The 24,353-nt window shown below is 50.8% G+C and carries 22 protein-coding genes; 16 read left to right on the forward strand and 6 right to left on the reverse strand.

The genetic code is table 11. The features are described from left to right. Window position 1: 1 nt before the first annotated feature. The 3 genes from LG381_RS18990 to LG381_RS19000 all read left to right on the forward strand — a co-directional run bounded on the left by LG381_RS18990 (window position 2) and on the right by LG381_RS19000 (window position 4,801). On the forward strand, window positions 2-2,434 hold the full coding sequence (locus tag LG381_RS18990; RefSeq protein WP_000209350.1) for a glycyl radical protein: 2,433 nt from the start codon (window positions 2-4) through the stop codon (window positions 2,432-2,434). 140 nt (window positions 2,435-2,574) lie between these two features. Beyond that, window positions 2,575-3,390: a sugar-phosphatase YbiV gene (gene ybiV / locus LG381_RS18995; protein WP_225762775.1), complete on the forward strand. Its 816-nt coding sequence runs from the start codon at window positions 2,575-2,577 to the stop codon at window positions 3,388-3,390. Window positions 3,391-3,541: 151 nt separating this feature from the next. After that, window positions 3,542-4,801: a DUF1479 domain-containing protein gene (locus LG381_RS19000; RefSeq protein ID WP_225762776.1), complete on the forward strand. Its 1,260-nt coding sequence runs from the start codon at window positions 3,542-3,544 to the stop codon at window positions 4,799-4,801. A gap of 228 nt (window positions 4,802-5,029) precedes the next feature. Here the strand turns inward: LG381_RS19000 and LG381_RS19005 are convergent, their stop codons facing one another. Next, complete coding sequence (locus LG381_RS19005; RefSeq protein WP_000961452.1) at window positions 5,030-6,622, reverse strand: ABC-F family ATPase; 1,593 nt, start codon at window positions 6,620-6,622, stop codon at window positions 5,030-5,032. A 218-nt stretch (window positions 6,623-6,840) separates the two neighbouring features. On the opposite strand from LG381_RS19005, the gene ldtB reads away from it, so the two are divergent. Continuing rightward, window positions 6,841-7,761: a L,D-transpeptidase gene (gene ldtB, locus LG381_RS19010; RefSeq protein ID WP_001056379.1), complete on the forward strand. Its 921-nt coding sequence runs from the start codon at window positions 6,841-6,843 to the stop codon at window positions 7,759-7,761. 57 nt (window positions 7,762-7,818) lie between these two features. Here the strand turns inward: ldtB and LG381_RS19015 are convergent, their stop codons facing one another. After that, on the reverse strand, window positions 7,819-8,937 hold the full coding sequence (locus LG381_RS19015; RefSeq protein ID WP_000056471.1) for an anion transporter: 1,119 nt from the start codon (window positions 8,935-8,937) through the stop codon (window positions 7,819-7,821). Beyond that, a complete protein-coding gene (gene mntR / locus LG381_RS19020; RefSeq protein ID WP_000091012.1) occupies window positions 8,934-9,401 on the reverse strand; it encodes a manganese-binding transcriptional regulator MntR in 468 nt (155 codons plus the stop codon). The genes LG381_RS19015 and mntR overlap by 4 nt, the downstream gene beginning before the upstream one ends. A 185-nt stretch (window positions 9,402-9,586) precedes the next feature. Between mntR and mntS the strand changes: the two genes are divergently transcribed. Next, window positions 9,587-9,715 (forward strand): manganase accumulation protein MntS, encoded by a 129-nt coding sequence (gene mntS, locus LG381_RS19025; protein WP_001001762.1) that lies wholly within the window; start codon window positions 9,587-9,589, stop codon window positions 9,713-9,715. 271 nt (window positions 9,716-9,986) lie between these two features. Next, a complete protein-coding gene (gene opgE, locus LG381_RS19030) occupies window positions 9,987-11,570 on the forward strand; it encodes a phosphoethanolamine transferase (protein ID WP_225762777.1) in 1,584 nt (527 codons plus the stop codon). A gap of 47 nt (window positions 11,571-11,617) precedes the next feature. On the opposite strand, the gene ompX is transcribed toward opgE, so the two are convergent. Together ompX and LG381_RS19040 are read right to left on the reverse strand one after the other, a co-directional pair. After that, on the reverse strand, window positions 11,618-12,133 hold the full coding sequence (ompX, locus tag LG381_RS19035; RefSeq protein WP_001490939.1) for an outer membrane protein OmpX: 516 nt from the start codon (window positions 12,131-12,133) through the stop codon (window positions 11,618-11,620). 52 nt (window positions 12,134-12,185) lie between these two features. Next, window positions 12,186-12,251: a hypothetical protein gene (locus LG381_RS19040; RefSeq protein ID WP_123058184.1), complete on the reverse strand. Its 66-nt coding sequence runs from the start codon at window positions 12,249-12,251 to the stop codon at window positions 12,186-12,188. Between the two features lie 234 nt (window positions 12,252-12,485). Between LG381_RS19040 and rhtA the strand changes: the two genes are divergently transcribed. The 6 genes from rhtA to ybiO all read left to right on the forward strand — a co-directional run bounded on the left by rhtA (window position 12,486) and on the right by ybiO (window position 19,183). Further along, window positions 12,486-13,373: a threonine/homoserine exporter RhtA gene (gene rhtA, locus LG381_RS19045; protein ID WP_024212357.1), complete on the forward strand. Its 888-nt coding sequence runs from the start codon at window positions 12,486-12,488 to the stop codon at window positions 13,371-13,373. 298 nt (window positions 13,374-13,671) lie between these two features. Next, window positions 13,672-14,175 (forward strand): DNA starvation/stationary phase protection protein Dps, encoded by a 504-nt coding sequence (gene dps / locus LG381_RS19050; RefSeq protein WP_000100800.1) that lies wholly within the window; start codon window positions 13,672-13,674, stop codon window positions 14,173-14,175. A 402-nt stretch (window positions 14,176-14,577) separates the two neighbouring features. Next, window positions 14,578-15,324, forward strand: coding sequence for a glutamine ABC transporter substrate-binding protein GlnH (gene glnH, locus LG381_RS19055; RefSeq protein WP_000843874.1), 747 nt, complete (start codon window positions 14,578-14,580; stop codon window positions 15,322-15,324). A gap of 138 nt (window positions 15,325-15,462) precedes the next feature. Continuing rightward, on the forward strand, window positions 15,463-16,122 hold the full coding sequence (gene glnP, locus LG381_RS19060) for a glutamine ABC transporter permease GlnP (RefSeq protein ID WP_225762778.1): 660 nt from the start codon (window positions 15,463-15,465) through the stop codon (window positions 16,120-16,122). Further along, on the forward strand, window positions 16,119-16,841 hold the full coding sequence (glnQ, locus tag LG381_RS19065) for a glutamine ABC transporter ATP-binding protein GlnQ (protein WP_000569080.1): 723 nt from the start codon (window positions 16,119-16,121) through the stop codon (window positions 16,839-16,841). The genes glnP and glnQ overlap by 4 nt, the downstream gene beginning before the upstream one ends. Window positions 16,842-16,957: 116 nt before the next feature. Beyond that, window positions 16,958-19,183 carry a mechanosensitive channel protein gene (gene ybiO / locus LG381_RS19070; protein WP_001267280.1) on the forward strand — a complete coding sequence of 742 codons (2,226 nt, stop codon included), beginning with the start codon at window positions 16,958-16,960 and terminating at the stop codon, window positions 19,181-19,183. Here the strand turns inward: ybiO and rlmF are convergent. Beyond that, entirely contained in the window at window positions 19,180-20,106 is a 927-nt protein-coding gene (rlmF, locus tag LG381_RS19075; RefSeq protein ID WP_010354760.1) for a 23S rRNA (adenine(1618)-N(6))-methyltransferase RlmF, read from the reverse strand. The two genes, ybiO and rlmF, sit on opposite strands and share 4 nt — an antisense overlap. 275 nt (window positions 20,107-20,381) lie before the next feature. On the opposite strand from rlmF, the gene mcbA reads away from it, so the two are divergent. The 4 genes from mcbA to ybiI all read left to right on the forward strand — a co-directional run bounded on the left by mcbA (window position 20,382) and on the right by ybiI (window position 24,249). Then, window positions 20,382-20,642: a DUF1471 family periplasmic protein McbA gene (gene mcbA, locus LG381_RS19080; RefSeq protein WP_010347475.1), complete on the forward strand. Its 261-nt coding sequence runs from the start codon at window positions 20,382-20,384 to the stop codon at window positions 20,640-20,642. Window positions 20,643-20,907: 265 nt separating this feature from the next. After that, complete coding sequence (locus tag LG381_RS19085; protein WP_225762779.1) at window positions 20,908-23,190, forward strand: catecholate siderophore receptor Fiu; 2,283 nt, start codon at window positions 20,908-20,910, stop codon at window positions 23,188-23,190. Between the two features lie 41 nt (window positions 23,191-23,231). Further along, entirely contained in the window at window positions 23,232-23,909 is a 678-nt protein-coding gene (ybiX, locus tag LG381_RS19090) for a PKHD-type hydroxylase YbiX (protein ID WP_032225015.1), read from the forward strand. A 73-nt stretch (window positions 23,910-23,982) separates the two neighbouring features. Further along, on the forward strand, window positions 23,983-24,249 hold the full coding sequence (gene ybiI / locus LG381_RS19095) for a C4-type zinc finger protein YbiI (protein ID WP_225762780.1): 267 nt from the start codon (window positions 23,983-23,985) through the stop codon (window positions 24,247-24,249). Window positions 24,250-24,353 lie beyond the last annotated feature (104 nt).

Consider the following 24,353-nt stretch of genomic DNA (forward strand, 5'->3'; position numbering starts at 1 on the left):
CATGACAACACTGAAACTGGACACGCTCAGCGACCGCATTAAAGCGCACAAAAATGCGCTGGTGCATATTGTGAAACCGCCGGTTTGTACCGAGCGCGCGCAGCACTATACCGAGATGTATCAACAACATCTCGATAAGCCGATCCCGGTTCGTCGCGCGCTGGCGCTGGCGCATCACCTGGCGAATCGCACCATCTGGATCAAACACGATGAGTTGATCATCGGCAACCAGGCAAGCGAAGTTCGCGCCGCGCCAATCTTCCCGGAATATACCGTGTCGTGGATCGAAAAAGAGATTGATGATCTGGCCGATCGTCCCGGCGCGGGTTTTGCGGTGAGCGAAGAGAACAAACGCGTTCTGCATGAAGTGTGCCCGTGGTGGCGCGGTCAGACCGTACAGGATCGCTGCTACGGCATGTTTACCGATGAGCAAAAAGGCCTGCTGGCGACCGGTATTATCAAAGCAGAAGGCAATATGACCTCCGGCGATGCACACCTGGCGGTCAATTTCCCGCTGCTGCTGGAAAAAGGGCTTGATGGTCTGCGCGAGAAAGTGGCGGAGCGTCGCTCGCGTATCAACCTGACTGTGCTGGAAGATTTGCACGGCGAGCAGTTCCTGAAAGCGATTGATATCGTGCTGGTTGCAGTCAGTGAACATATTGAACGTTTCGCTGCCCTGGCGCGTGAAATGGCAGCCACCGAAACCCGCGAAAGCCGTCGCGATGAACTGCTGGCAATGGCAGAAAATTGCGATCTTATCGCCCACCAGCCGCCGCAGACGTTCTGGCAGGCGCTGCAACTGTGCTACTTCATCCAGTTGATTTTACAGATCGAATCTAACGGTCACTCGGTGTCGTTTGGTCGTATGGACCAGTATCTCTATCCGTACTATCGCCGCGACGTTGAACTCAACCAGACGCTGGATCGCGAACACGCCATCGAGATGCTGCATAGCTGCTGGCTGAAACTGCTTGAGGTGAACAAGATCCGCTCAGGCTCGCACTCGAAAGCCTCTGCGGGAAGTCCGCTGTATCAGAACGTCACCATTGGCGGGCAAAATCTGGTTGATGGTCAGCCGATGGACGCAGTGAATCCGCTCTCTTACGCGATCCTGGAATCCTGCGGTCGTCTGCGCTCCACTCAGCCTAACCTCAGCGTGCGTTACCATGCGGGAATGAGTAACGATTTCCTCGACGCCTGCGTACAGGTGATCCGCTGCGGCTTCGGGATGCCAGCGTTCAACAACGACGAAATCGTGATCCCGGAATTTATTAAACTCGGTATTGAACCGCAGGACGCTTACGACTACGCAGCGATTGGTTGTATCGAAACCGCCGTCGGCGGCAAATGGGGCTATCGCTGCACCGGCATGAGCTTTATCAACTTCGCCCGCGTGATGCTGGCGGCGCTGGAAGGCGGTCGTGATGCCACCAGCGGCAACGTGTTCCTGCCGCAAGAAAAAGCGTTGTCAGCGGGTAACTTCAACAACTTCGATGAAGTAATGGACGCGTGGGATACGCAAATCCGTTACTACACCCGCAAATCGATCGAAATCGAATATGTGGTCGACACCATGCTGGAAGAGAACGTGCACGATATTCTCTGCTCGGCGCTGGTGGATGATTGCATTGAGCGAGCGAAAAGTATCAAGCAAGGCGGCGCGAAATATGACTGGGTTTCTGGCCTGCAGGTGGGCATTGCCAACCTCGGCAACAGCCTGGCGGCAGTGAAGAAACTGGTATTTGAACAGGGCGCGATTGGTCAACAACAACTGGCTGCCGCGCTGGCGGATGACTTCGATGGCCTGACTCATGAGCAGTTGCGTCAGCGTCTGATTAACGGCGCGCCGAAGTATGGCAACGACGATGATAGCGTCGATACGCTGCTGGCTCGCGCCTATCAGACCTATATTGACGAACTGAAGCAGTACCACAACCCGCGCTACGGTCGTGGTCCGGTTGGCGGCAACTATTACGCAGGTACGTCGTCTATCTCCGCTAACGTACCGTTTGGCGCGCAAACAATGGCAACGCCGGACGGACGTAAAGCACATACCCCGCTGGCGGAAGGCGCAAGCCCGGCTTCCGGTACTGACCATCTCGGCCCAACGGCGGTCATTGGCTCGGTGGGTAAACTGCCTACCGCAGCGATTCTCGGCGGTGTATTGCTCAACCAGAAACTAAACCCGGCGACGCTGGAGAACGAATCTGACAAGCAGAAACTGATGATCCTGCTACGCACCTTCTTCGAAGTGCATAAAGGCTGGCATATTCAGTACAACATCGTTTCCCGCGAAACGCTGCTGGAAGCGAAAAAACATCCGGATCAGTACCGGGATCTGGTCGTGCGCGTAGCGGGCTATTCCGCCTTCTTCACCGCGCTCTCTCCAGACGCTCAGGACGATATCATCGCCCGCACCGAACACATGCTGTAATCCCCTCAGCCCGGCGGCGTCGCCGGGCTAAAACATTCACGAAATCAATTTTACTCTCGCTTTCATTCGAAATTAGTTTGTGCTCCGCATCACATTGTCATTACACTGTGGCGTTTGCATTCATTGCCGGGAGCACTTTTATGACTGTAAAAGTTATCGTTTGCGATATGGACGGTACTTTTCTTAACGACGCCAAAATGTACAACCAGTCACGTTTTATGGCGCAGTATCAGGAACTGAAAAAGCGCGATATTGAGTTCGTTGTCGCCAGTGGTAACCAGTATTACCAGCTTATTTCCTTCTTTCCTGAGCTAAAAGATGAAATCTCTTTTGTCGCGGAAAATGGCGCGCTGGTCTACGAACATGGCAAGCAGTTGTTCCACGGCGAACTGACCCGGCATGAATCCAGGATTGTCATTGGGGAACTGCTGAAAGATAAACAACTCAATTTTGTCGCCTGTGGTCTGCAAAGCGCATACATCAGTGAAAATGCGCCGGAAGCATTCGTCGTACTGATGGAAAAACACTACCATCGACTGAAACCTGTGAAGGATTACCAGGAGATTGATGACGTGCTTTTCAAGTTTTCGCTCAACCTGCCGGATGAACAAATCCCGCTGGTTGTCGACAAACTGCACGTTGCGCTCGATGGCATTATGAAACCTGTCACCAGTGGCGCGGGTTTTATCGACCTGATTATTCCCGGCTTGCATAAAGCAAATGGTATTTCGCGGTTGTTAAAACGCTGGGGTCTGTCACCGCAAAATGTGGTAGCGATTGGCGACAGCGGTAACGACGCAGAGATGCTTAAAATGGCGCATTATTCCTTTGCGATGGGCAATGCTGCGGAAAACATTAAACAAATCGCCCGTTACGCTACCGATGATAATAATCATGAAGGCGCGCTGAATGTGATTCAGGCGGTGCTGGATAGCTCCGCTCCTTTCAATAAGTAATCTTCTCCCGGCCGGAGCGACCGTTCCGGCATCTCTCTTTTTTGCTCACTTTGTGCACTGACTCAAGATTTTTATCTTGCGTTAACTTATTTTTAACTTAAAGTATCAATCGTAACTATTTTCACTTTCGAACGAAAGTTGCGAGGTTGATATGACTTTTACCTATGAGACGTTGCCAACAGATGCGAAAACGGCTATCCGTGAAATGAAAGCGAAGCTGCGACAACAGATCGGCGATGTACAACAGGTCTTCGAAAAACTCTCTGCAAAAATCGAAGCGCGTGTAGCAGAAATAGACGCACTGAAAGCGCAAGGATTGCCGGTTTGGCCGGAAGTTCCTTATAGCGACATTGCAGCAGGTACAGTGAGTGAAGCCACGCGCAATGAGATAAAACGTCGCGGTTGCGCGGTAATAAAAGGCAATTTCCCCCGCGAGCAGGCGCTGGCGTGGGATCGCGCAATGCTCAACTACCTTGATGCCAATCACTTTGATGATGTGTATAAAGGTCCCGGTGACAGCTTTTTCGGCTCGCTGGAGGCGTCTCGCCCCGAAATCTATCCCATTTACTGGTCACAGGCACAGATGCAGGCGCGGCAGAGCGACAATATGGCTGCGGTGCAATCTTTCCTTAACCGTCTGTGGAAGTCTGAAAGCAACGGCAAACAATGGTTTGATCCCGATGTCAGCGTGATCTATCCAGACAGGATCCGCCGCCGCCCACCGGGCACGACGTCCAAAGGTCTGGGGGCACACACTGATTCTGGCGCACTGGAACGCTGGTTATTACCTGCTTATCAGCGCGTTTTTGCCCATGTTTTCAACGGTAATTTTGATGATTACGATCCGTGGGATGCCGCACACCGTACCGAAGTAGAAGAATACACCGTCGATAACACCACCAAATGTTCGGTGTTCCGCACGTTCCAGGGCTGGACGGCACTTTCCGATATGTTACCAGGCCAGGGATTGTTACACGTGGTGCCGATCCCGGAAGCGATGGCATACGTTCTGCTGCGTCCGTTGCTGGATGACGTACCGGACGACGAGCTGTGCGGTGTTGCGCCTGGTAAAGTTCTGCCTGTTTCAGAGAAATGGCATCCCTTATTGATGAAAGCACTAACGTCAATTCCGGCAATAACAGCGGGGGATTCTGTCTGGTGGCACTGCGATGTGATCCACTGTGTCGCACCGGTAGACAATCAACAGGGCTGGGGGAATGTGATGTATATTCCTGCCGCGCCGATGTGCGAGAAAAACCGGGTTTATGCGCACAATGTCAGGAAAGCACTGGAAAAAGGTGCATCGCCGGGAGACTTCCCACGGGAAGATTATGAAACAAACTGGCAAGGCCGATTTACACTGGAAGATCTGAACGTTCACGGTAAACGCGCGCTGGGCATGGATGTTTGAGAAGTGATGGATTAGTGGAAGTGAATTGATGTGAGGTTAAGAAAGTAGGTTCGATGTTGCTCAGATTGCTGACAAAGTGCGCTTTGTTCATGCCGGATGCGGCGTTAACGCCTTATCCTGCCTACAAAGTCCTTCATATTCAATATATTGCAGGTACTGCATAGGCCTGATAGCAATCTTGTATTTGTCATCAGTAGCCCTGACATAACCAGGGCTACTGACTATAACTTACTCGATCCCTTTACTACGCAGGTAATCTTCGTAATTACCGCTAAAGTCAATCACGCGTTCCGGCGTGATTTCCAGAATACGGGTCGCCAGGGAGCTTACGAACTCACGGTCGTGTGAAACAAAGATCAGCGTGCCCTGATACAGTTCCAGCGCCATGTTCAGTGACTCGATGGATTCCATGTCCAGGTGGTTGGTCGGTTCGTCCATGATCAGAATGTTCGGCTTCTGCATCATTAACTTACCAAACAGCATCCGCCCTTTTTCTCCACCGGAAAGCACTTTCGCTGGCTTTTTGATGTCGTCCTGGCTGAACAACAAACGACCGAGAATGCTGCGCACCGCCTGCTCGTCATCGCCTTCCTGTTTCCACTGGCTCATCCATTCAAACACGGTCAGGTCATTATCGAACTCATATTCGTGATCCTGCGCGTAGTAACCAATGCGCGCGTTCTCTGACCATTTTACGGTGCCACTATCCGGTTCCAGATCACCCACCAACGTTTTCAGCAAAGTCGATTTACCGACGCCGTTGGTGCCGAGTACCGCCAGCTTTTCACCCACTTCCAGCAGCAGGTTGAGATTTTTAAACAGCGGACCGTTATCAAACCCCTTGGTCAGCCCTTCCACTTCCAGCGCGTTACGGAACAGTTTCTTATCCTGCTCAAAACGGATGAACGGGTTCTGACGGCTGGAGGCTTTCACCTCTTCCAGTTTGATTTTATCAATCTGGCGCGCGCGCGAAGTTGCCTGGCGAGATTTCGAGGCATTGGCGCTAAAGCGGCTAACGAAAGATTGCAGCTCAGCAATCTGCGCTTTCTTCTTGGCGTTATCAGCCAGCAGACGCTCACGCGCCTGGGTCGCCGCCGTCATGTACTCATCGTAGTTGCCCGGATAAACGCGCAGCTCGCCGTAATCCAGATCCGCCATGTGGGTACAAACCATGTTAAGGAAGTGACGGTCGTGCGAGATGATGATCATGGTGCTGTCACGCTCGTTCAGCACCTGTTCCAGCCAGCGAATGGTGTCGATGTCGAGGTTGTTGGTCGGTTCGTCGAGCAGGAGAATGTCTGGATCAGCAAACAGCGCCTGCGCCAGCAGCACACGCAGCTTCCAGCCAGGAGCAACTTCACTCATCGGGCCGTAGTGTTGTTCCACTGGAATTCCCACACCAAGCAACAGTTCACCGGCGCGAGCTTCCGCAGAGTAACCGTCCATTTCGCCGTATTTCACTTCCAGATCGGCAACTTTATAGCCATCTTCTTCGCTCATTTCCGGCAAAGCATAGATGCGGTCGCGCTCCTGCTTCACTTCCCACAACTCTTTATGCCCCATGATCACCGTATCCAGCACGGTGAACTCTTCAAAGGCAAATTGATCCTGACGCAGCTTACCAATGCGCTCGTTGGGATCGAGGGAAACGTTACCCAGCGTCGGCTCTAAGTCGCCGCCGAGGATCTTCATAAAGGTGGATTTACCACTACCGTTCGCGCCAATCAGGCCGTAACGGTTGCCGCCGCCAAATTTGACGGAAATGTTTTCAAACAACGGCTTACTGCCGAACTGCATGGTGACGTTACTGGAAACTAACACAGGCGTATCCTGAAAAGAGATATGACAAACCGCGCATTATGCCATAAGTCTGAAAGAAGATCCCGTCCCCCGCTTAAGGTCTACACTCTTCCCAAAGGCAAAAAATGTGATTTAGTACACATCTGATTTCACTGTTAGCTGGAATGAACATATAATGCGCTTCCAATACTCTAATATTCTCAACCTAATGGCCTGCCAGGCACGAAATCTCGCTTAACATGAATATGAAATTGAAAACGTTATTCGCAGCGGCCTTCGCTGTTGTCGGCTTTTGCAGTACCGCTTCAGCGGTAACTTATCCTCTGCCAACCGACGGGAGTCGCCTGGTTGGTCAGAATCAGGTGATCACTATCCCTGAAGGTAACACTCAGCCGCTGGAGTACTTTGCGGCGGAGTATCAGATGGGGCTTTCCAATATGATGGAAGCGAACCCGGGTGTGGATACCTTCCTGCCGAAAGGCGGCACCGTACTGAATATTCCGCAGCAACTGATCCTGCCGGACACTGTTCATGAAGGCATTGTGATTAACAGCGCAGAGATGCGTCTGTATTACTATCCGAAAGGAACTAACACCGTTATCGTACTGCCGATCGGCATTGGTCAGTTAGGCAAAGACACACCTATCAACTGGACCACCAAAGTAGAGCGTAAGAAAGCAGGCCCGACCTGGACGCCGACCGCCAAAATGCATGCAGAATACCGCGCTGCGGGTGAACCGCTTCCGGCTGTCGTTCCGGCTGGCCCGGATAACCCGATGGGGCTGTACGCACTGTATATCGGTCGCCTGTACGCTATCCACGGCACCAACGCCAACTTTGGTATCGGCCTGCGCGTAAGCCACGGTTGTGTGCGCCTGCGTAACGAAGACATCAAATTCCTGTTCGAGAAAGTGCCGGTCGGTACTCGCGTACAGTTTATTGATGAGCCGGTAAAAGCGACCACCGAGCCGGACGGCAGCCGTTATATTGAAGTCCATAACCCGCTGTCTACCACCGAAGCCCAATTTGAAGGTCAGGAAATTGTGCCAATTACGCTAACCAAGAGCGTGCAGACAGTGACTGGTCAGCCGGATGTCGATCAGGCTGTTCTGGATCAGGCTATTCAAAACCGTTCCGGGATGCCGGTTCGTCTGAATTAATCTTTAAAACTTAAAGCAAAGGCGGACTTATAATCCGCCTTTTTTATTTGTCGGCTCTTACACTGCCGGGAACATAACTAACAAAACGTATCCTACCAGCGCCGCCCACAACAGCATCGGTATCGAATAGAGATGGAAACGCCACCAGATCCGGCGATCGTTCGCCATCCGTAGCGCAATCAAATTTGCCAGCGATCCGGGTAATAAGCCAAAACCACCTACGTTTACCGCCCATGCCAGTAATAAAGACGGTGGTACATAATTGAGCAGCAAAATCGTGCTCGGCACGTTACTGATCACCTGCGATAAACCAATCGCCGTTAACCATAATCCGGGTTCGGATAAATGACTCACGTTACTCAACACGCCTTGCAACGCCGGAAGCTGGGTCAGTAAATGGACGTCGATAAACATCGCCATAAACACCAGCAGCAACGTCCAGTCCACACTCAGCACCACGCGACGCGCCAGCAGCGTAAACCCCACTGCCACAATCACCAGCCCCCACAGCTCTTGTTTCAACTCCAGCGCCGTAAGGAAGACGATATACAGTCCCAGACAACTCCACACCAGCCGTGGTTTCCACTCCGGCGTTTGCGTCCCCGTATGATATTGCAGCGCCTTTCCAGGGAAACAACACCAGCACAGCAGCAGCAATGTCAGCATCATTGCGCCAGCCAACGGTGCCATCTGTGCAATAAAACCGGCAAACGAAAGACCCGAACGTCCCCAGATAAGGATATTTTGCGGATTACCAATCGGCGTCAGCAGCGATCCAGCATTCACTGCCAGCGCCTCAAAAATAATCAGCCGATTAACCGGGATCTCACACAGTCTTTTCAGCGTGATGGTCAGCGGGACAACAATAAACAGCGCGACATCGTTGGTCAGAAAGGTAGAAAGCAGCGCCGCCGCCAGCACCATAAACATCGCCAGCCGACGCTCAGTAGCAAAACGGCGCACCATTTTGCGCCCAAGCACATCAAAATAACCGCTTAATTCAACACCTTTGGTCAGCAGCATCAGGCCACTTAAGGTAATGATGGTGTGCCAGTCGATAGCGCCAGGCCAGGATTTCGGCGCAAAGGGAACAAAAAAACTTAATCCGATACCAACGAGAATTAATAACTGAAAAAAGCGATCGCCTTGCAGCGTGCGTAAAAAAGGCAGGCTCATTTGGCACCGTGTTTCTGGGTAAACAAACGAAAGGCGTCCAGCGTCTCTTCACTGACATGGTGTTCCATGCCTTCCGCGTCGCGACGGGCAATTTCCGGGCTGACGCCCAACACCAACAAGAAATTTTCGACTATCTGATGGCGCTCGCGGCTTTCCTGCGCCAGCTTCTCTCCTTCCGCCGTTAAAAACACGCCACGCCACGGGATCATTTCAATCAGCCCCAGGGTTGCCAGCCGCTTAAGCATTTTAGCCACCGTCGGTTGCGAAACGCCCAGACGAGCAGCCATGTCCACCTGACGGGCTTCCCCCACTTCTCTTATCAGGTCAGAAATCAGCTCAACATAATCGTCAATAAGTTCGCGGCGATGCGCTTCTCTTACCTGGCGAAACCCTTCAACGTGCTCTTCCACGTTCACTAACTGCGTCACTTTTTTTGCTGTTGGCGTACCTGCGCGACGACTCATTGTGCTTCCTCATTATGGTGACACATATATAGCGTTCTTATTTCGTGCGCACATTGTAAACCAGAGTTGCGAAGGCACAAAAAATTAACGTTTTAGCAATAGCTATATAATATAGCCTGTGCTATATCTGTATGTAATGCAATCATCCCTCAAGGAGTGACGGGATTAGCAAGTCAGGAGGTCTTATGAATGAGTTCAAGAGGTGTATGCGCGTGTTTAGTCATTCTCCCTTTAAAGTACGGTTAATGCTGCTCTCGATGTTGTGCGATATGGTCAACAATAAACCGCAGCAGGATAAACCCTCCAATAAATAGCGGCGTCGCGGTACGCCGCTTCACTCCTGCTTTATTGCAGGCATAAATCTTTACTGCCTGAAAACCCCCACTTTTTGTCAGATTTGCAATCTTCTTCGCAAAAGATTTGTTCGTCAGTAGTTGACCTGAACGGCGGCTCGCTCTATCTTCTTGCAGCCCTGCGTATATTGCGGCTCGCGGATGCGGACCCTTTTCCCCTCTTCACGCACTCTTGCAGGTATTGACCCTTGACGCCAGGGTAAGCACATGGCGTTTGTTACGATAGTGGCATATGAATTTAACCCTCAAAGAATCGCTTGTTACCCGTAGCCGGGTATTTAGCCCGTGGACTGCGTTCTACTTTTTACAGTCGCTATTAATTAATCTCGGCTTAGGCTATCCCTTCAGTTTTCTCTACACCGCCGCGTTTACGGCTATTTTGCTTTTGCTATGGCGGACATTGCCTCGCGTGCAAAAAGTCCTGGTCGGCGTCAGTTCATTAGTGGCAGCCTGTTATTTCCCTTTTGCTCAGGCCTACGGCGCGCCTAACTTCAATACCTTGCTGGCCCTGCACTCCACCAATATGGAAGAGTCAACTGAAATCCTGACGATTTTTCCGTGGTACAGCTATCTGGTCGGCTTATTTATTTTTGCGCTCGGCGTGATAGCTGTCCGGCGACAAAAAGAGAGTGAAAAAACGCGCTGGAGTAAATTCGACAGCCTGTGTCTGGTATTCAGCGTGGCGACATTTTTTGTTGCTCCCGTGCAAAACCTGGCCTGGGGCGGCGTATTTAAACTGAAAGATACTGGCTATCCGGTATTTCGTTTTGCTAAGGATGTCATCGTCAATAATAACGAGGTGATTGAAGAGCAAGAACGGATGGCAAAACTTTCCGGGATGAAAGATACCTGGACGGTTACTGCAGTTAAACCGAAATATCAGACCTATGTGGTGGTGATCGGTGAAAGCGCACGTCGCGACGCTCTCGGTGCCTTTGGCGGTCACTGGAATAACACCCCGTTTGCCAGCAGCGTTAACGGTCTGCTCTTCGCTGATTACATTGCCGCCAGCGGCTCCACGCAAAAATCGCTCGGCTTAACGCTTAACCGCGTCGTCGATGGCAAACCACAATTTCAGGATAACTTTGTCACCCTTGCCAACCGCGCAGGTTTTCAGACCTGGTGGTTTTCCAATCAGGGACAAATTGGTGAGTACGATACCGCCATCGCCAGCATTGCCAAACGTGCAGATGAAGTGCACTTCCTGAAAGAAGGTAATTTTGAAGCAGATAAGAACACCAAAGACGAAGCGTTACTGGACATGACCGCTCAGGTGCTGGCGCAAGAACACTCGCAACCGCAACTGATTGTTTTGCATCTGATGGGCTCACATCCGCAGGCCTGCGACCGGACACAAGGCAAATACGAAACCTTTGTGCAATCGAAAGAGACGTCATGCTATCTCTACACCATGACGCAAACAGACGATTTACTGCGCAAACTCTATGACCAGTTACGCAACAGCGGTAGCAGTTTCTCGCTGGTTTACTTTTCTGACCACGGTCTGGCCTTTAAAGAACGCGGTAAAGAAGTGCAATATCTGGCTCATGACGATAAATATCAGCAAAATTTCCAGGTGCCTTTTATGGTCATTTCCAGCGACGATAAAGCGCATCGGGTGATTAAAGCCCGCCGCTCAGCCAATGACTTCTTAGGTTTTTTCTCCCAGTGGACGGGAATTAAAGCGAAGGAAATTAACATCAAATACCCGTTTATATCTGAGAAGAAAGCCGGGCCGATATACATCACCAACTTCCAGTTACAGAAGGTAGATTACAACCATCTCGGAACAGATATTTTCGACCCGAAACCTTAAACAAAAAATCCGCCCCGAGAGGCGGATTTTTTATATCACCGAAGTGATTAGAAGCGGTAACCAACACCAGCAATCCAGGTGCCTACGTCAACGCTACGAATACGGCTCTGCTCGTAAGAGAAGTCCAGAGCAACGTTTTCCATCGGGTTGAACTGCAGACCAGCACCGTAGGAGAAACCGTAGTCGCTGGTGTCGTGTTTGTAGGTCGGGTATTCAGTGGTCTGGAATTTACCATAACCCACACCCACTACACCGTAGATGCTTGCCCAGTCGTTAATGCGGTAAGCCGGACCAGCAGTGATGCCGTAGTACTGGTTTTTGTTGTAGTCACCAGAGCTTGCAGTACGGCTTTTCTCGGTGTAAGTGAAAGAACCGATCACACCCAGCGGGCTGTTGTCTTCTTCATAGCGGTATTTCAGGTTGAAACCGCCCATTTTGTTCATTTTGCCCTGAGCGTCGCTCTGTGCATAACCACCAGTTACGGTAGAAGTAGCAGCTACAGAAGTACCTGCGGTGAAAGCCAGAACTGCGGCCAGTGCTGAAAGACATGCAATTTTTTTCATAACCACCTCAAATGTGATTCAAATAAGTCCTAAGTTTTAAATATATCAAAAATTAATGGGAAACTCTTGGCGATTTGTGATGTCTAACGGGCCATTTCGTGTAACAGAACGTTTCCATTCACCGCTATCCATCTAAATTTAAATCATTTTTTCAGTGAACTGCGTAAGTATTACGCATATATTCACACTCTCTCATCCAGATTATTCTTAATCAGCAAACTGATGAATCCATCAATCCTGGCGCATTTTAGCCAAAACGGGGAAAAAATTTTTCAACAAATGCTCAACCACCCACTGGTACATCCAGTACACTCCACGCTTTACCTTGCTATACAACTTTATGGGAGAAAGGATGCCAGGGTCATTACGTAAAATGCCGGTCTGGTTACCAATAGTCATATTGCTCGTTGCCATGGCGTCTATTCAGGGTGGGGCTTCATTAGCAAAATCACTTTTTCCACTGGTTGGCGCGCCTGGAGTGACTGCGCTGCGCCTTGCACTGGGAACACTGATTCTTATCGCTTTCTTTAAACCGTGGCGGCTGCGTTTTGCCAGAGAACAACGGTTGCCGCTGTTGTTTTACGGTGTATCTCTGGGTGGGATGAACTATCTCTTTTATCTCTCTATTCAGACTGTACCTCTGGGAATTGCAGTTGCGCTGGAGTTCACCGGGCCACTGGCGGTGGCGCTGTTCTCCTCTCGTCGTCCGGTAGATTTCGTTTGGGTTTTGCTGGCAGTGCTCGGTCTGTGGTTCCTGCTGCCGCTGGGGCAAGATGTTTCCCATGTCGATTTAACCGGCTGTGCGCTGGCGCTCGGTGCCGGTGCTTGTTGGGCTATCTACATATTAAGTGGGCAACGTGCTGGTGCTGAACACGGCCCTGCGACGGTGGCGATCGGTTCGCTGATTGCGGCATTAATTTTCGTGCCAATCGGTGCGTTACAGGCTGGAGAGGCTCTCTGGCATTGGTCGGTTGTTCCATTAGGTTTAGCTGTCGCAATTCTCTCGACCGCTCTGCCCTACTCGCTGGAGATGATTGCCCTCACCCGTTTGCCGACGCGGACATTTGGTACGCTGATGAGCATGGAACCAGCACTGGCCGCCATTTCCGGGATGATTTTCCTCGGTGAGATGCTGACGCCAATACAGATTCTGGCGCTCGGCGCTATCATTGCCGCTTCAATGGGCTCCACGTTGACAGCACGCAAAGAGAGCAAAATAGAAGAAATAGATATTAATTAAATTTACAATTCTGCATGGTTATGCATAACCATGCAGAATATTTCGCTAAATTTCACCTGCCACATCCTTATATATCTGACTATACAAAAGCATATTTATTCCGAAAATTCCTGGTGAATATATAAATAAGAATTATTCTTACTATAATATATAACCAACTGTATTTTATGCAGTTTTATTTTTTACGTTTGTTACCACTATTAGTGTGATAGGAACAGCCAGAATAGCGGAACACATAGCCGGTGCTATACTTAGTCTCGTTAATTACTGGGACATAACATCAAGAGGATATGAAATTATGAGTACCGCTAAATTAGTTAAATCAAAAGCGACCAATCTGCTTTATACCCGCAACGATGTCTCTGACAGCGAGAAAAAAGCGACAGTAGAGTTGCTGAATCGTCAGGTTATCCAGTTTATTGATCTTTCGTTGATTACCAAACAGGCACACTGGAATATGCGCGGCGCTAACTTCATTGCCGTACATGAAATGCTGGATGGCTTCCGTACCGCTCTGATCGATCATCTGGATACCATGGCTGAACGCGCGGTACAACTGGGCGGCGTTGCCCTTGGCACCACTCAAGTTATCAATAGCAAAACACCGCTGAAAAGCTACCCGCTGGACATCCACAACGTTCAGGATCACCTGAAAGAGCTGGCGGATCGTTATGCAATTGTCGCCAATGATGTACGTAAAGCCATTGGTGAAGCAAAAGATGATGATACTGCAGATATCCTGACCGCCGCCTCCCGCGACCTGGATAAATTCCTGTGGTTTATCGAATCTAACATCGAATAACACCACCGCTGATGGTTCAAAACGTTAACAAACAATAAAAGCGGCTTCCTGAAAGGGGCCGTTTTTTTTGATGCCCTGTCTCTACGCACTTTTTTAGTGCATCCCATTGCCCTTCCAGCCTGATAAAGTAAACTTTTTGTATCAACATCATCACACAATCGTTACATAAAGATTGTTTTTTCATCAGGATTTACGCTAAATAATCATTGTGTTGACTGCACTATTTTAGCGCACCACTTTGGCGCCCCATAATGGTGCAATCTAACGGTGTTGCCTCATAAATCGTGCAATGCATTTTTATCGCCTCTCGAAAAATCAACGAGTTGCAAAACTGGCACGATTTTTTCATATAGGTAAATGTTACGCAGGGGATCGTCCCGTGGATAGAAAAAAGGAAATGCTATGAAGTCTGTATTAAAAGTTTCACTGGCAGCACTGACCCTGGCTTTTGCGGTTTCTTCCCATGCCGCAGATAAAAAATTAGTTGTCGCGACAGATACCGCTTTCGTTCCGTTTGAATTTAAACAGGGCGACAAATACGTGGGCTTTGATGTCGATCTGTGGGCGGCAATCGCCAAAGAACTGAAGCTGGATTACGAGCTGAAACCGATGGATTTCAGCGGTATCATTCCGGCGCTGCAAACCAAAAACGTCGATCTGGCGCTGGCGGGCATCACTATCACCGACGAGCGTAAAAAAGCGATCGATTTCTCTGACGGCTACTACAAAAGCGGTCTGTTAGTGATGGTGAAAGCGAACAACAACGATGTGAAAAGCGTGAAAGATCTCGACGGTAAAGTGGTTGCAGTGAAGAGCGGCACTGGCTCCGTTGATTACGCGAAGACGAACATCAAAACCAAAGATCTGCGACAGTTCCCGAACATCGATAACGCCTATATGGAACTGGGTACTAACCGCGCAGACGCCGTCCTGCACGATACACCAAACATTCTTTACTTCATCAAAACCGCTGGTAACGGCCAGTTTAAAGCGGTGGGTGACTCTCTGGAAGCACAGCAATACGGTATTGCTTTCCCGAAAGGTAGCGACGAGCTGCGTGACAAAGTTAACGGCGCGTTGAAAACTCTGCGCGAAAACGGAACTTACAACGAAATCTACAAAAAGTGGTTCGGTACTGAACCGAAATAATAACACCACGCCTGTAAAGCGCACGGACAGTCCCCTCTCCCCTCTGGGGAGAGGGTTAGGGTGAGGGGCACAAGCCTGCTCCAACGCCATTAATTACCCTGAATTTGATTATTTACACCACGGTAACAGGAACAACATATGCAGTTTGACTGGAGTGCCATCTGGCCTGCCATTCCGATTCTGATTGAAGGCGCCAAAATGACCCTGTGGATTTCGATCCTCGGTCTGGCTGGCGGTCTGGTGATCGGACTGGCGGCAGGTTTTGCACGCACCTTTGGCGGTTGGATAGCCAACCACGTCGCGCTAGTCTTTATTGAAGTGATTCGCGGCACACCTATCGTCGTCCAGGTGATGTTTATCTACTTCGCCCTGCCGATGGCGTTTAACGACTTACGCATCGACCCGTTTACTGCGGCGGTGGTCACCATCATGATCAACTCCGGCGCGTACATTGCGGAAATCACGCGTGGCGCAGTGCTGTCAATCCACAAAGGTTTCCGTGAAGCCGGGCTGGCACTTGGTCTTTCACGTTGGGAAACCATTCGCTACGTCATTTTACCGCTGGCACTGCGCCGTATGCTGCCGCCGCTGGGCAACCAGTGGATCATCAGCATTAAAGACACCTCGCTGTTTATTGTTATCGGCGTGGCGGAACTGACTCGTCAGGGGCAAGAAATTATTGCCGGCAACTTCCGCGCCCTTGAGATCTGGAGCGCCGTGGCGGTGTTCTATCTGATGATTACCCTGGTGCTGAGCTTTATTCTGCGTCGTCTGGAAAGAAGGATGAAAATCCTGTGATTGAATTTAAAAACGTCTCCAAGCATTTTGGGCCAACCCAGGTGCTGCACAATATCGATTTGAACATTGCCCAGGGTGAAGTGGTGGTGATCATCGGGCCATCAGGTTCCGGTAAATCAACCCTGCTACGCTGCATCAACAAACTGGAAGAAATTACCTCTGGCGATCTGATTGTTGATGGTCTGAAGGTTAACGATCCGAAAGTTGACGAGCGTCTGATTCGCCAGGAAGCGGGCATGGTGTTCCAGCAGTTTTACCTCTTCCCGCATCTGACGGCGCTGGAAAACGTGATGTTTGGCCCTCTACGCGTGCGTGGCGCAAACAAAGAAGAGGCAGAAAAACTGGCACGTGAGTTGCTGGCGAAAGTTGGTCTGGCAGAACGCGCGCATCACTACCCTTCCGAACTTTCTGGTGGTCAGCAACAGCGTGTGGCGATTGCCCGTGCGCTGGCAGTGAAGCCGAAAATGATGCTGTTCGATGAACCGACTTCCGCTCTCGATCCTGAACTGCGCCATGAAGTGCTGAAGGTTATGCAGGATCTGGCTGAAGAAGGGATGACGATGGTGATCGTGACCCACGAAATCGGTTTTGCTGAGAAAGTGGCTTCACGTCTAATCTTTATTGATAAAGGCCGGATTGCGGAAGATGGCGATCCGCAGGTGTTGATCAAGAACCCGCCGAGCCAGCGTTTGCAGGAATTTTTACAGCACGTCTCTTAACTTCTCAGCCTCCCTTTCCCCTGAAAGGGAGGCACACCAGATTCCTCTCATTTCAAATCGCCCCTCCCCCAGCATCTATACTTATCTTTTTGCTTTATTTTCTCACTGGAGGAGTCATGCGGTGGATCCTGTTCATCCTCATCTGCCTGCTGGGCGCACCTGCCCACGCGGTGTCCATACCCGGCGTAACAACCACAGCAACAACAGATTCAACCTCTGAACCGGTTTCAGAACCGGATATCGAACAAAAAAAAGCGGCCTATGGCGCACTGGCGGACGTGCTGGATAATGACACCTCGCGCAAAGAGTTGATCGACCAGCTACGCACCGTTGCCGCCACGCCCCCCACAGACCCCGTACCGAAAATCGTACCGCCGACGCTGGTTGAAGAGCAAACCGTGCTGCAAAAGGTGACTGAAATCAGCCGCCATTATGGCGAAGCACTCTCCGCGCGCTTCGGGCAACTTTACCGTAATATCACTGGCTCCCCGCATAAACCCTTTAACCCGCAAACCTTCAACAACGCGCTGACCCATTTTTCAATGCTAGCGGTGCTGGTGTTTGGCTTTTACTGGCTGATTCGCCTGTGCGCGCTGCCGTTATATCGCAAAATGGGTCAGTGGGCGCGGCAAAAAAACCGTGAGCGCAGCAACTGGTTACAGCTTCCGGCGATGATTATCGGGGCGTTTATTATCGATTTGCTGTTGCTGGCACTGACGTTATTTGTCGGCCAGGTATTAAGCGACAACCTGAACGCCGGTAGTAAAACCATTGCTTTTCAACAAAGCCTGTTTCTCAATGCTTTCGCTCTGATTGAGTTTTTCAAAGCTGTTTTACGCCTGATTTTCTGCCCGAACGTGGCAGAGCTGCGCCCGTTCAATATTCAGGATGAAAGCGCCCGCTACTGGTGCCGCCGCCTTAGCTGGTTAAGCAGTCTGATTGGTTATGGACTGATTGTGGCAGTGCCAATTATCTCTAATCAGGTGAATGTGCAAATCGGGGCGCTCGCCAACGTGATAATCATGCTGTGCATGACCGTCTGGGCGCTGTATCTGATCTTTCGTAATAAAAAAGAGATCACCCAGCATCTGCTCAACTTCGCGGAGCACTCGCTGGCATTCTTCAGCCTGTTTATTCGCGCTTTTGCGCTGGTGTGGCACTGGCTGGCAAGCGCCTATTTTATTGTGCTGTTTTTCTTTTCGTTGTTCGATCCGGGCAACAGCCTGAAATTTATGATGGGTGCAACGGTGCGCAGCCTGGCGATTATTGGTATCGCAGCGTTTGTTTCCGGTATGTTTTCCCGCTGGCTGGCGAAGACCATCACCCTCTCGCCACATACTCAGCGTAACTATCCGGAGCTGCAAAAACGGCTGAACGGCTGGCTATCAGCGGCGCTGAAAACGGCGCGTATTCTGACGGTATGCGTGGCAGTGATGCTGCTACTCAGCGCCTGGGGGCTGTTCGATTTCTGGAACTGGCTGCAAAACGGCGCGGGGCAGAAAACCGTGGATATCCTGATCCGTATCGCGCTCATCCTTTTCTTCTCGGCGGTTGGCTGGACAGTGCTCGCCAGTTTGATCGAAAACCGGCTGGCTTCGGATATTCATGGCCGCCCGCTGCCCAGCGCCCGCACGCGCACCCTGCTGACGCTGTTCCGTAATGCGCTGGCGGTAATCATCAGTACCATCACCATCATGATTGTGTTGTCGGAAATCGGCGTCAATATCGCGCCACTGCTGGCAGGTGCCGGGGCATTAGGCCTGGCTATCTCGTTTGGTTCGCAAACGCTGGTAAAAGATATTATTACCGGCGTGTTCATTCAGTTTGAAAACGGCATGAACACTGGAGATTTGGTTACCATCGGGCCGTTGACCGGCACGGTGGAACGAATGTCGATTCGCTCCGTGGGCGTGCGTCAGGATACCGGGGCATATCACATTATTCCGTGGTCTTCGATAACCACCTTTGCTAACTTCGTCCGTGGCATTGGTTCGGTGGTCGCAAATTATGATGTCGATCGTCATGAAGATGCTGATAAAGCCAATCAGGCACTGAAAGATGCGGTAGCGGAATTGATGGAAAATGAAGAAATTCGCGGGCTGATTATTGGTGAACCGAACTTTGCCGGCATTGTCGGCTTAAGCAATACCGCGTTTACGTTGCGTGTTTCGTTCACCACACTGCCACTCAAACAGTGGACGGTACGCTTTGCCCTCGACAGCCAGGTGAAAAAGCATTTCGACCTGGCGGGTGTTCGCGCGCCGGTGCAAACTTATCAGGTGCTGCCTGCACCGGGAACGCCCCCGGTAGCACCACTGCCATCGGGGGAGCCAACGCTTTAACGCTGGCGATTGACAAAACGACGGCGCTGTTCGTCGTTCATAAAGGTCCAGGCAATAAAGCGACTCTGCTTTTGCCCCTGGGCCATCTCTTTTTTGACCACTTTCACCGCACCAACATCCGTCAGTGCACGATACAAAGGCGGTAAGTTTTCGCCACGAGATACCAGCGAGGTAAACCACATCACCTGCTTTGCGAAGCCTTTACTCTCTTCAATCATCTTTTTGATAAAGGCCACTTCGCCGCCTTCACACCACAATTCCTGCTGTTGACCACCAAAGTTCAGCGCGTTATCTCTGTCCAGCCCCAGGTTACGCCGTTTGCGCTCGCTGCCTGCACGCGCTGCTGCTGCGGAGTCATGGAACGGCGGGTTGCACAAGGTTGCGTCGTATTGCTCGTTTTTGTGGATGATGCCGTTAAAAATGGCGCCGGTATCCTTTTGCCGACGCAGACGGATAGCGCGGTTAAGACCCGGATTGGCGCTGATGATCGCCTGCGCACTGCTTAACGCCTGGCTGTTAGTTTCTGTACCGGTAAAACGCCAGCCATATTCATGCACACCAATCAGCGGATAAATACAATTCGCACCAACACCGATATCCAGAATACTGGCATTGGCTGGAATTGTTCCGCTTGCCTCAGCCAGTAAATCGGCAAGATGATGAATATAATCTGCCCGCCCCGGCACTGGTGGGCAGAGAAAACCGTCAGGGATATCCCAGCTCGCCACAGCATAAAAATGTGCCAACAGCGCCTTGTTGAGCGCCTTCACTGCCAGCGGATTGGCGAAGTCAACGCTTTGCTCACCGGCAGGGGTAAGCGTAAGGAATTGCGCCAGTTCAGGATTCACCTGACAAAGCGTGGCGAGATCGTAGCGACTGTGATGACGATTGCGCGGGTGTAACCCCGGTTTCTGGGCGGACATAGCATTCTCCTTTAAGCAGCGGCGTAAGATACCCGCATAACGCAGCAGGGTAAATATCTGGCTGCGTTTAACATGCTTCAAAACCTTAACCCGACTTCATTTTTTATCAATTCATCATAAAAATCAGTGTTCTTCATGTCATTGATTTGTCTGGTTTTGTAAAATTATTTTGTTCAAAAAATAAGCACATCTCTGTCAATTTTTTGCGTCATTTCCATCGCACAGGAGACCTACACTTATCATGCACTACTCGTTGTATTTATGAGGATGTCATTATGAAAAAGTGCCTCGCACTACTGATTGCCACCGTCCTGAGCGGAATCACCTTCACGGCTTATGCCGCGCAACCACTGAGTAACCAGGACAGCGGTCAACTACGACCCGCCGGAACCGTTTCGGCGACCGGCGCATCTAACCTAAGCGATCTGGAGGATAAACTGGCAGAAAAAGCGCGCGAACAAGGCGCGAAAGGTTATGTCATTAATTCCGCAGGCGGAAATGACCAGATGTTCGGTACTGCAACCATCTACAAATAACCCCACCAACGCAACTGCATTCACCTCTGGATGCAGTTTTCGCCCAATTTGTAATCAAAAAACATCAAATATGAACACAATGTAAATAAATGTATTTCTTTTTCGTGCAATGGGTGATAGAAAATCGCGCCAAGTGATAATGCTTATCAAAATTATTATCACTTGCACGAACACTTTTACGGGATTAACAGTGGCATCGCATCCGCAGAGATGCTTTCTCGTGACAGTGAAAATTTCAACATATAAGAAAAAGTCACCTGCAAAAATGGAAAACAATCGCAATTTCCCTGCCAGACAATTTCATTCGCTCACGTTCTTTGCCGGTCTTTGTATTGGCATCACGCCTGTGGCTCAGGCACTCGCCGCCGAAGGGCAAACTAACGCGGATGACACGCTGGTTGTCGAAGCATCAACGCCTTCGCTTTATGCGCCACAACAATCTGCCGATCCGAAATTCTCGCGTCCGGTAGCGGATACTACCCGCACGATGACGGTGATTTCTGAACAAGTGATTAAAGATCAGGGCGCAACCAACCTTACCGACGCGCTCAAAAACGTTCCCGGCGTGGGTGCGTTTTTTGCTGGTGAGAACGGTAACTCCACCACTGGCGACGCTATTTATATGCGCGGCGCCGATACCTCTAACAGCATTTATATTGATGGCATTCGCGATATTGGCAGCGTCTCGCGCGACACCTTCAATACCGAGCAGGTCGAAGTGATTAAAGGGCCGTCCGGCACCGACTACGGGCGCAGCGCACCGACAGGCTCGATCAATATGATCAGCAAACAGCCGCGCAATGATTCCGGCATTGACGCCTCCGCCAGTATTGGCAGCGCCTGGTTCCGTCGCGGCACTCTGGACGTTAATCAGGTCATTGGCGATACCACTGCGGTACGTCTTAATATGATGGGCGAAAAAACGCACGATGCCGGGCGCGATAAAGTCAAAAATGAGCGTTATGGCGTCGCCCCTTCCGTGGCATTTGGTCTTGGTACATCGAATCGTTTGTATCTCAACTATTTACACGTTACCCAGCACAATACGCCAGACGGCGGCATTCCGACCATTGGTTTACCGGGCTATTCCGCACCTTCTGCGGGTACGGCGGCGCTGAATCATTCCGGAAAAGTTGATACGCATAACTTTTATGGTACGGATTCCGATTACGACGATTCGACCACCGATACTGCCACCATGCGTTTTGAGCACGACATCAGCGATAACACCACGATTCGCAATACCACACGTTGGTCGCGCGTGAAGCAGGATTATCTGATGACGGCGATTATGGGAGGGGCGTCAAATATTACCCAGCCCACCAGCAATGTGGATAGCTGGACATGGTCACGCACGGCGAATACCAAAGATGTAAGCAATAAAATCCTCACCAACCAGACTAACCTGACATCGGCATTTTATACCGGTTCAATTGGTCATGACGTCAGTACCGGCGTGGAATTTACCCGCGAAACGCAGACCAACTACGGCGTTAATCCGGTGACGTTACCGGCGGTGAATATTTATCATCCTGACAGTAGCATTCATCCTGGCGGCCTGACGCGCAATGGCGCAAACGCTAATGGTCAGACGGATACCTTCGCGATTTATGCCTTCGATACGCTGCAAATCACCCGTGATTTTGAGCTAAACGGCGGAGTTCGGCTGGACAATTATCATACTGAATATGACAGTGCCACCGCCTGCGGCGGCAGCGGACGCGGTGCCATCACCTGCCCTGATGGCGTAGCGAAAGGTTCTCCGGTCACCACCGTCGACACCGCCAAGTCGGGCAATCTGGTGAACTGGAAAGCCGGGGCGCTGTATCACCTGACGGAAAACGGCAATGTCTATATTAACTATGCCGTTTCCCAGCAGCCGCCGGGCGGCAACAACTTCGCCCTTGCGCAGTCTGGCAGCGGTAACAGCGCCAGCCGCACCGACTTCAAACCGCAAAAAGCCAACACCAGTGAGATTGGCACCAAATGGCAGGTTTTGGATAAACGCCTGTTGCTCACCGCCGCGCTGTTCCGTACTGATATCGAAAATGAAGTTGAGCAAAATGATGACGGGACTTATTCGCAATACGGTAAGAAACGCGTCGAAGGCTATGAGATATCCGTGGCCGGGAATATCACTCCCGCGTGGCAGGTGATTGGCGGCTATACCCAGCAAAAAGCAACCATCAAAAACGGCAAAGATGTTGCCCAGGATGGTTCCTCATCGCTGCCGTATACCCCGGAGCACGCCTTCACCTTATGGAGCCAATATCAGGCAACCGATGATATCTCTGTTGGCGCGGGCGCACGCTATATCGGCAGTATGCATAAAGGTTCAGACGGCGCGGTGGGAACGCCAGCGTTTACCGAAGGTTACTGGGTCGCCGACGCCAAACTGGGGTATCGGGTTAATCGCAATCTCGACTTCCAGCTAAACGTCTACAACCTGTTTGATACCGATTACGTCGCCTCAATCAACAAGAGCGGCTACCGTTATCACCCGGGCGAGCCAAGAACTTTCCTGCTCACCGCCAATATGCATTTCTGATTCAGATGTGGGGTGAAAGCCCCATTTTTTGGAGAACTTATATGATGTACCACATTCCCGGCGTGTTATCGCCACAAGACGTCGCCCGCTTTCGTGCACAACTGGAACAAGCCGAATGGATTGATGGACGCGTCACCACCGGTGCACAAGGCGCGCAGGTCAAGAATAATCAACAGGTAGACACCCGCAGCGCGTTATATGCCGCATTACAAAATGAAGTGCTGAACGCGGTTAATCAACATGCTTTGTTCTTTGCCGCTGCCTTGCCGCGTACCATTTCCACGCCGCTGTTTAATCGCTATCGGAACAATGAAACCTATGGTTTTCATGTGGATGGCGCAGTACGCAGTCATCCACAAAACGGCTGGATGCGCACCGATCTTTCCGCCACGCTATTTTTGAGCGATCCGCAAAGTTACGAAGGCGGCGAACTGGTCGTCAATGACACCTTCGGGCAACATCGGGTAAAACTCCCGGCTGGCGATCTGGTGTTGTATCCCTCCAGCAGCCTGCACTGTGTGACCCCCGTAACGCACGGCGTACGGGTGGCATCATTTATGTGGATACAATCAATGATCCGCGATGATAAAAAGCGCGCCATGCTGTTCGAACTGGACAACAATATTCAGTCACTCAAAAGCCGCTACGGCGAAGGAGAAGAGATCCTGTCGCTACTCAATCTTTATCATAATCTGCTGCGGGAATGGTCGGAGATCTGACGCTTGAACTGCCCAGGTTCGTCCCTGGATTAGCTACACTTAACTGTACAAGCATTGATATGGGGAGGACGATATGGCATCCGGTTGGGCTAACGATGACGCCGTCAACGAACAGATCAACAGTACAATTGAAGATGCGATTGCCCGCGCTCGGGGTGAAATTTCGCGTGGCGAAAGCCTGTATGAATGTGAAGAGTGCGGTGCCCCCATCCCGCAAGCCCGTCGGGAAGCCATTCCTGGCGTGCGCTTATGCATTCATTGTCAGCAGGAGAAAGATTTACAAAAACCAGATTATACAGGATATAATCGCAGAGATTCGAAAGACAGCCAGTTACGTTAACTACAACTGGCGAGATGCATAGCGAGTATAATTTGTATTTTGCGTGGCATTCCGTGCCTTTAACGCTGCTGTGACTGCCACGCTGCATAAAACAAGTCCATAAG

The sequence above is a fragment of the Escherichia sp. Marseille-Q3837 genome (assembly GCF_916618735.1).
In the GTDB taxonomy this organism is placed as follows: Bacteria; Pseudomonadota; Gammaproteobacteria; order Enterobacterales; family Enterobacteriaceae; genus Escherichia; species Escherichia ruysiae.

Coding starts and splice junctions, on each gene's coding strand:
- LG381_RS18990 (WP_000209350.1), top strand. CDS start 2: ATGACAACACTGAAACTGGACACGCTCAGCGACCGCATTAAAGCGCAC.
- ybiV (WP_225762775.1), top strand. CDS start 2,575: ATGACTGTAAAAGTTATCGTTTGCGATATGGACGGTACTTTTCTTAAC.
- LG381_RS19000 (WP_225762776.1), top strand. CDS start 3,542: ATGACTTTTACCTATGAGACGTTGCCAACAGATGCGAAAACGGCTATC.
- ldtB (WP_001056379.1), top strand. CDS start 6,841: ATGAATATGAAATTGAAAACGTTATTCGCAGCGGCCTTCGCTGTTGTC.
- LG381_RS19015 (WP_000056471.1), bottom strand. CDS start 8,937: ATGAGCCTGCCTTTTTTACGCACGCTGCAAGGCGATCGCTTTTTTCAG.
- mntR (WP_000091012.1), bottom strand. CDS start 9,401: ATGAGTCGTCGCGCAGGTACGCCAACAGCAAAAAAAGTGACGCAGTTA.
- mntS (WP_001001762.1), top strand. CDS start 9,587: ATGAATGAGTTCAAGAGGTGTATGCGCGTGTTTAGTCATTCTCCCTTT.
- opgE (WP_225762777.1), top strand. CDS start 9,987: ATGAATTTAACCCTCAAAGAATCGCTTGTTACCCGTAGCCGGGTATTT.
- ompX (WP_001490939.1), bottom strand. CDS start 12,133: ATGAAAAAAATTGCATGTCTTTCAGCACTGGCCGCAGTTCTGGCTTTC.
- rhtA (WP_024212357.1), top strand. CDS start 12,486: ATGCCAGGGTCATTACGTAAAATGCCGGTCTGGTTACCAATAGTCATA.
- dps (WP_000100800.1), top strand. CDS start 13,672: ATGAGTACCGCTAAATTAGTTAAATCAAAAGCGACCAATCTGCTTTAT.
- glnH (WP_000843874.1), top strand. CDS start 14,578: ATGAAGTCTGTATTAAAAGTTTCACTGGCAGCACTGACCCTGGCTTTT.
- glnP (WP_225762778.1), top strand. CDS start 15,463: ATGCAGTTTGACTGGAGTGCCATCTGGCCTGCCATTCCGATTCTGATT.
- ybiO (WP_001267280.1), top strand. CDS start 16,958: ATGCGGTGGATCCTGTTCATCCTCATCTGCCTGCTGGGCGCACCTGCC.
- rlmF (WP_010354760.1), bottom strand. CDS start 20,106: ATGTCCGCCCAGAAACCGGGGTTACACCCGCGCAATCGTCATCACAGT.
- mcbA (WP_010347475.1), top strand. CDS start 20,382: ATGAAAAAGTGCCTCGCACTACTGATTGCCACCGTCCTGAGCGGAATC.
- LG381_RS19085 (WP_225762779.1), top strand. CDS start 20,908: ATGGAAAACAATCGCAATTTCCCTGCCAGACAATTTCATTCGCTCACG.
- ybiX (WP_032225015.1), top strand. CDS start 23,232: ATGATGTACCACATTCCCGGCGTGTTATCGCCACAAGACGTCGCCCGC.
- ybiI (WP_225762780.1), top strand. CDS start 23,983: ATGGCATCCGGTTGGGCTAACGATGACGCCGTCAACGAACAGATCAAC.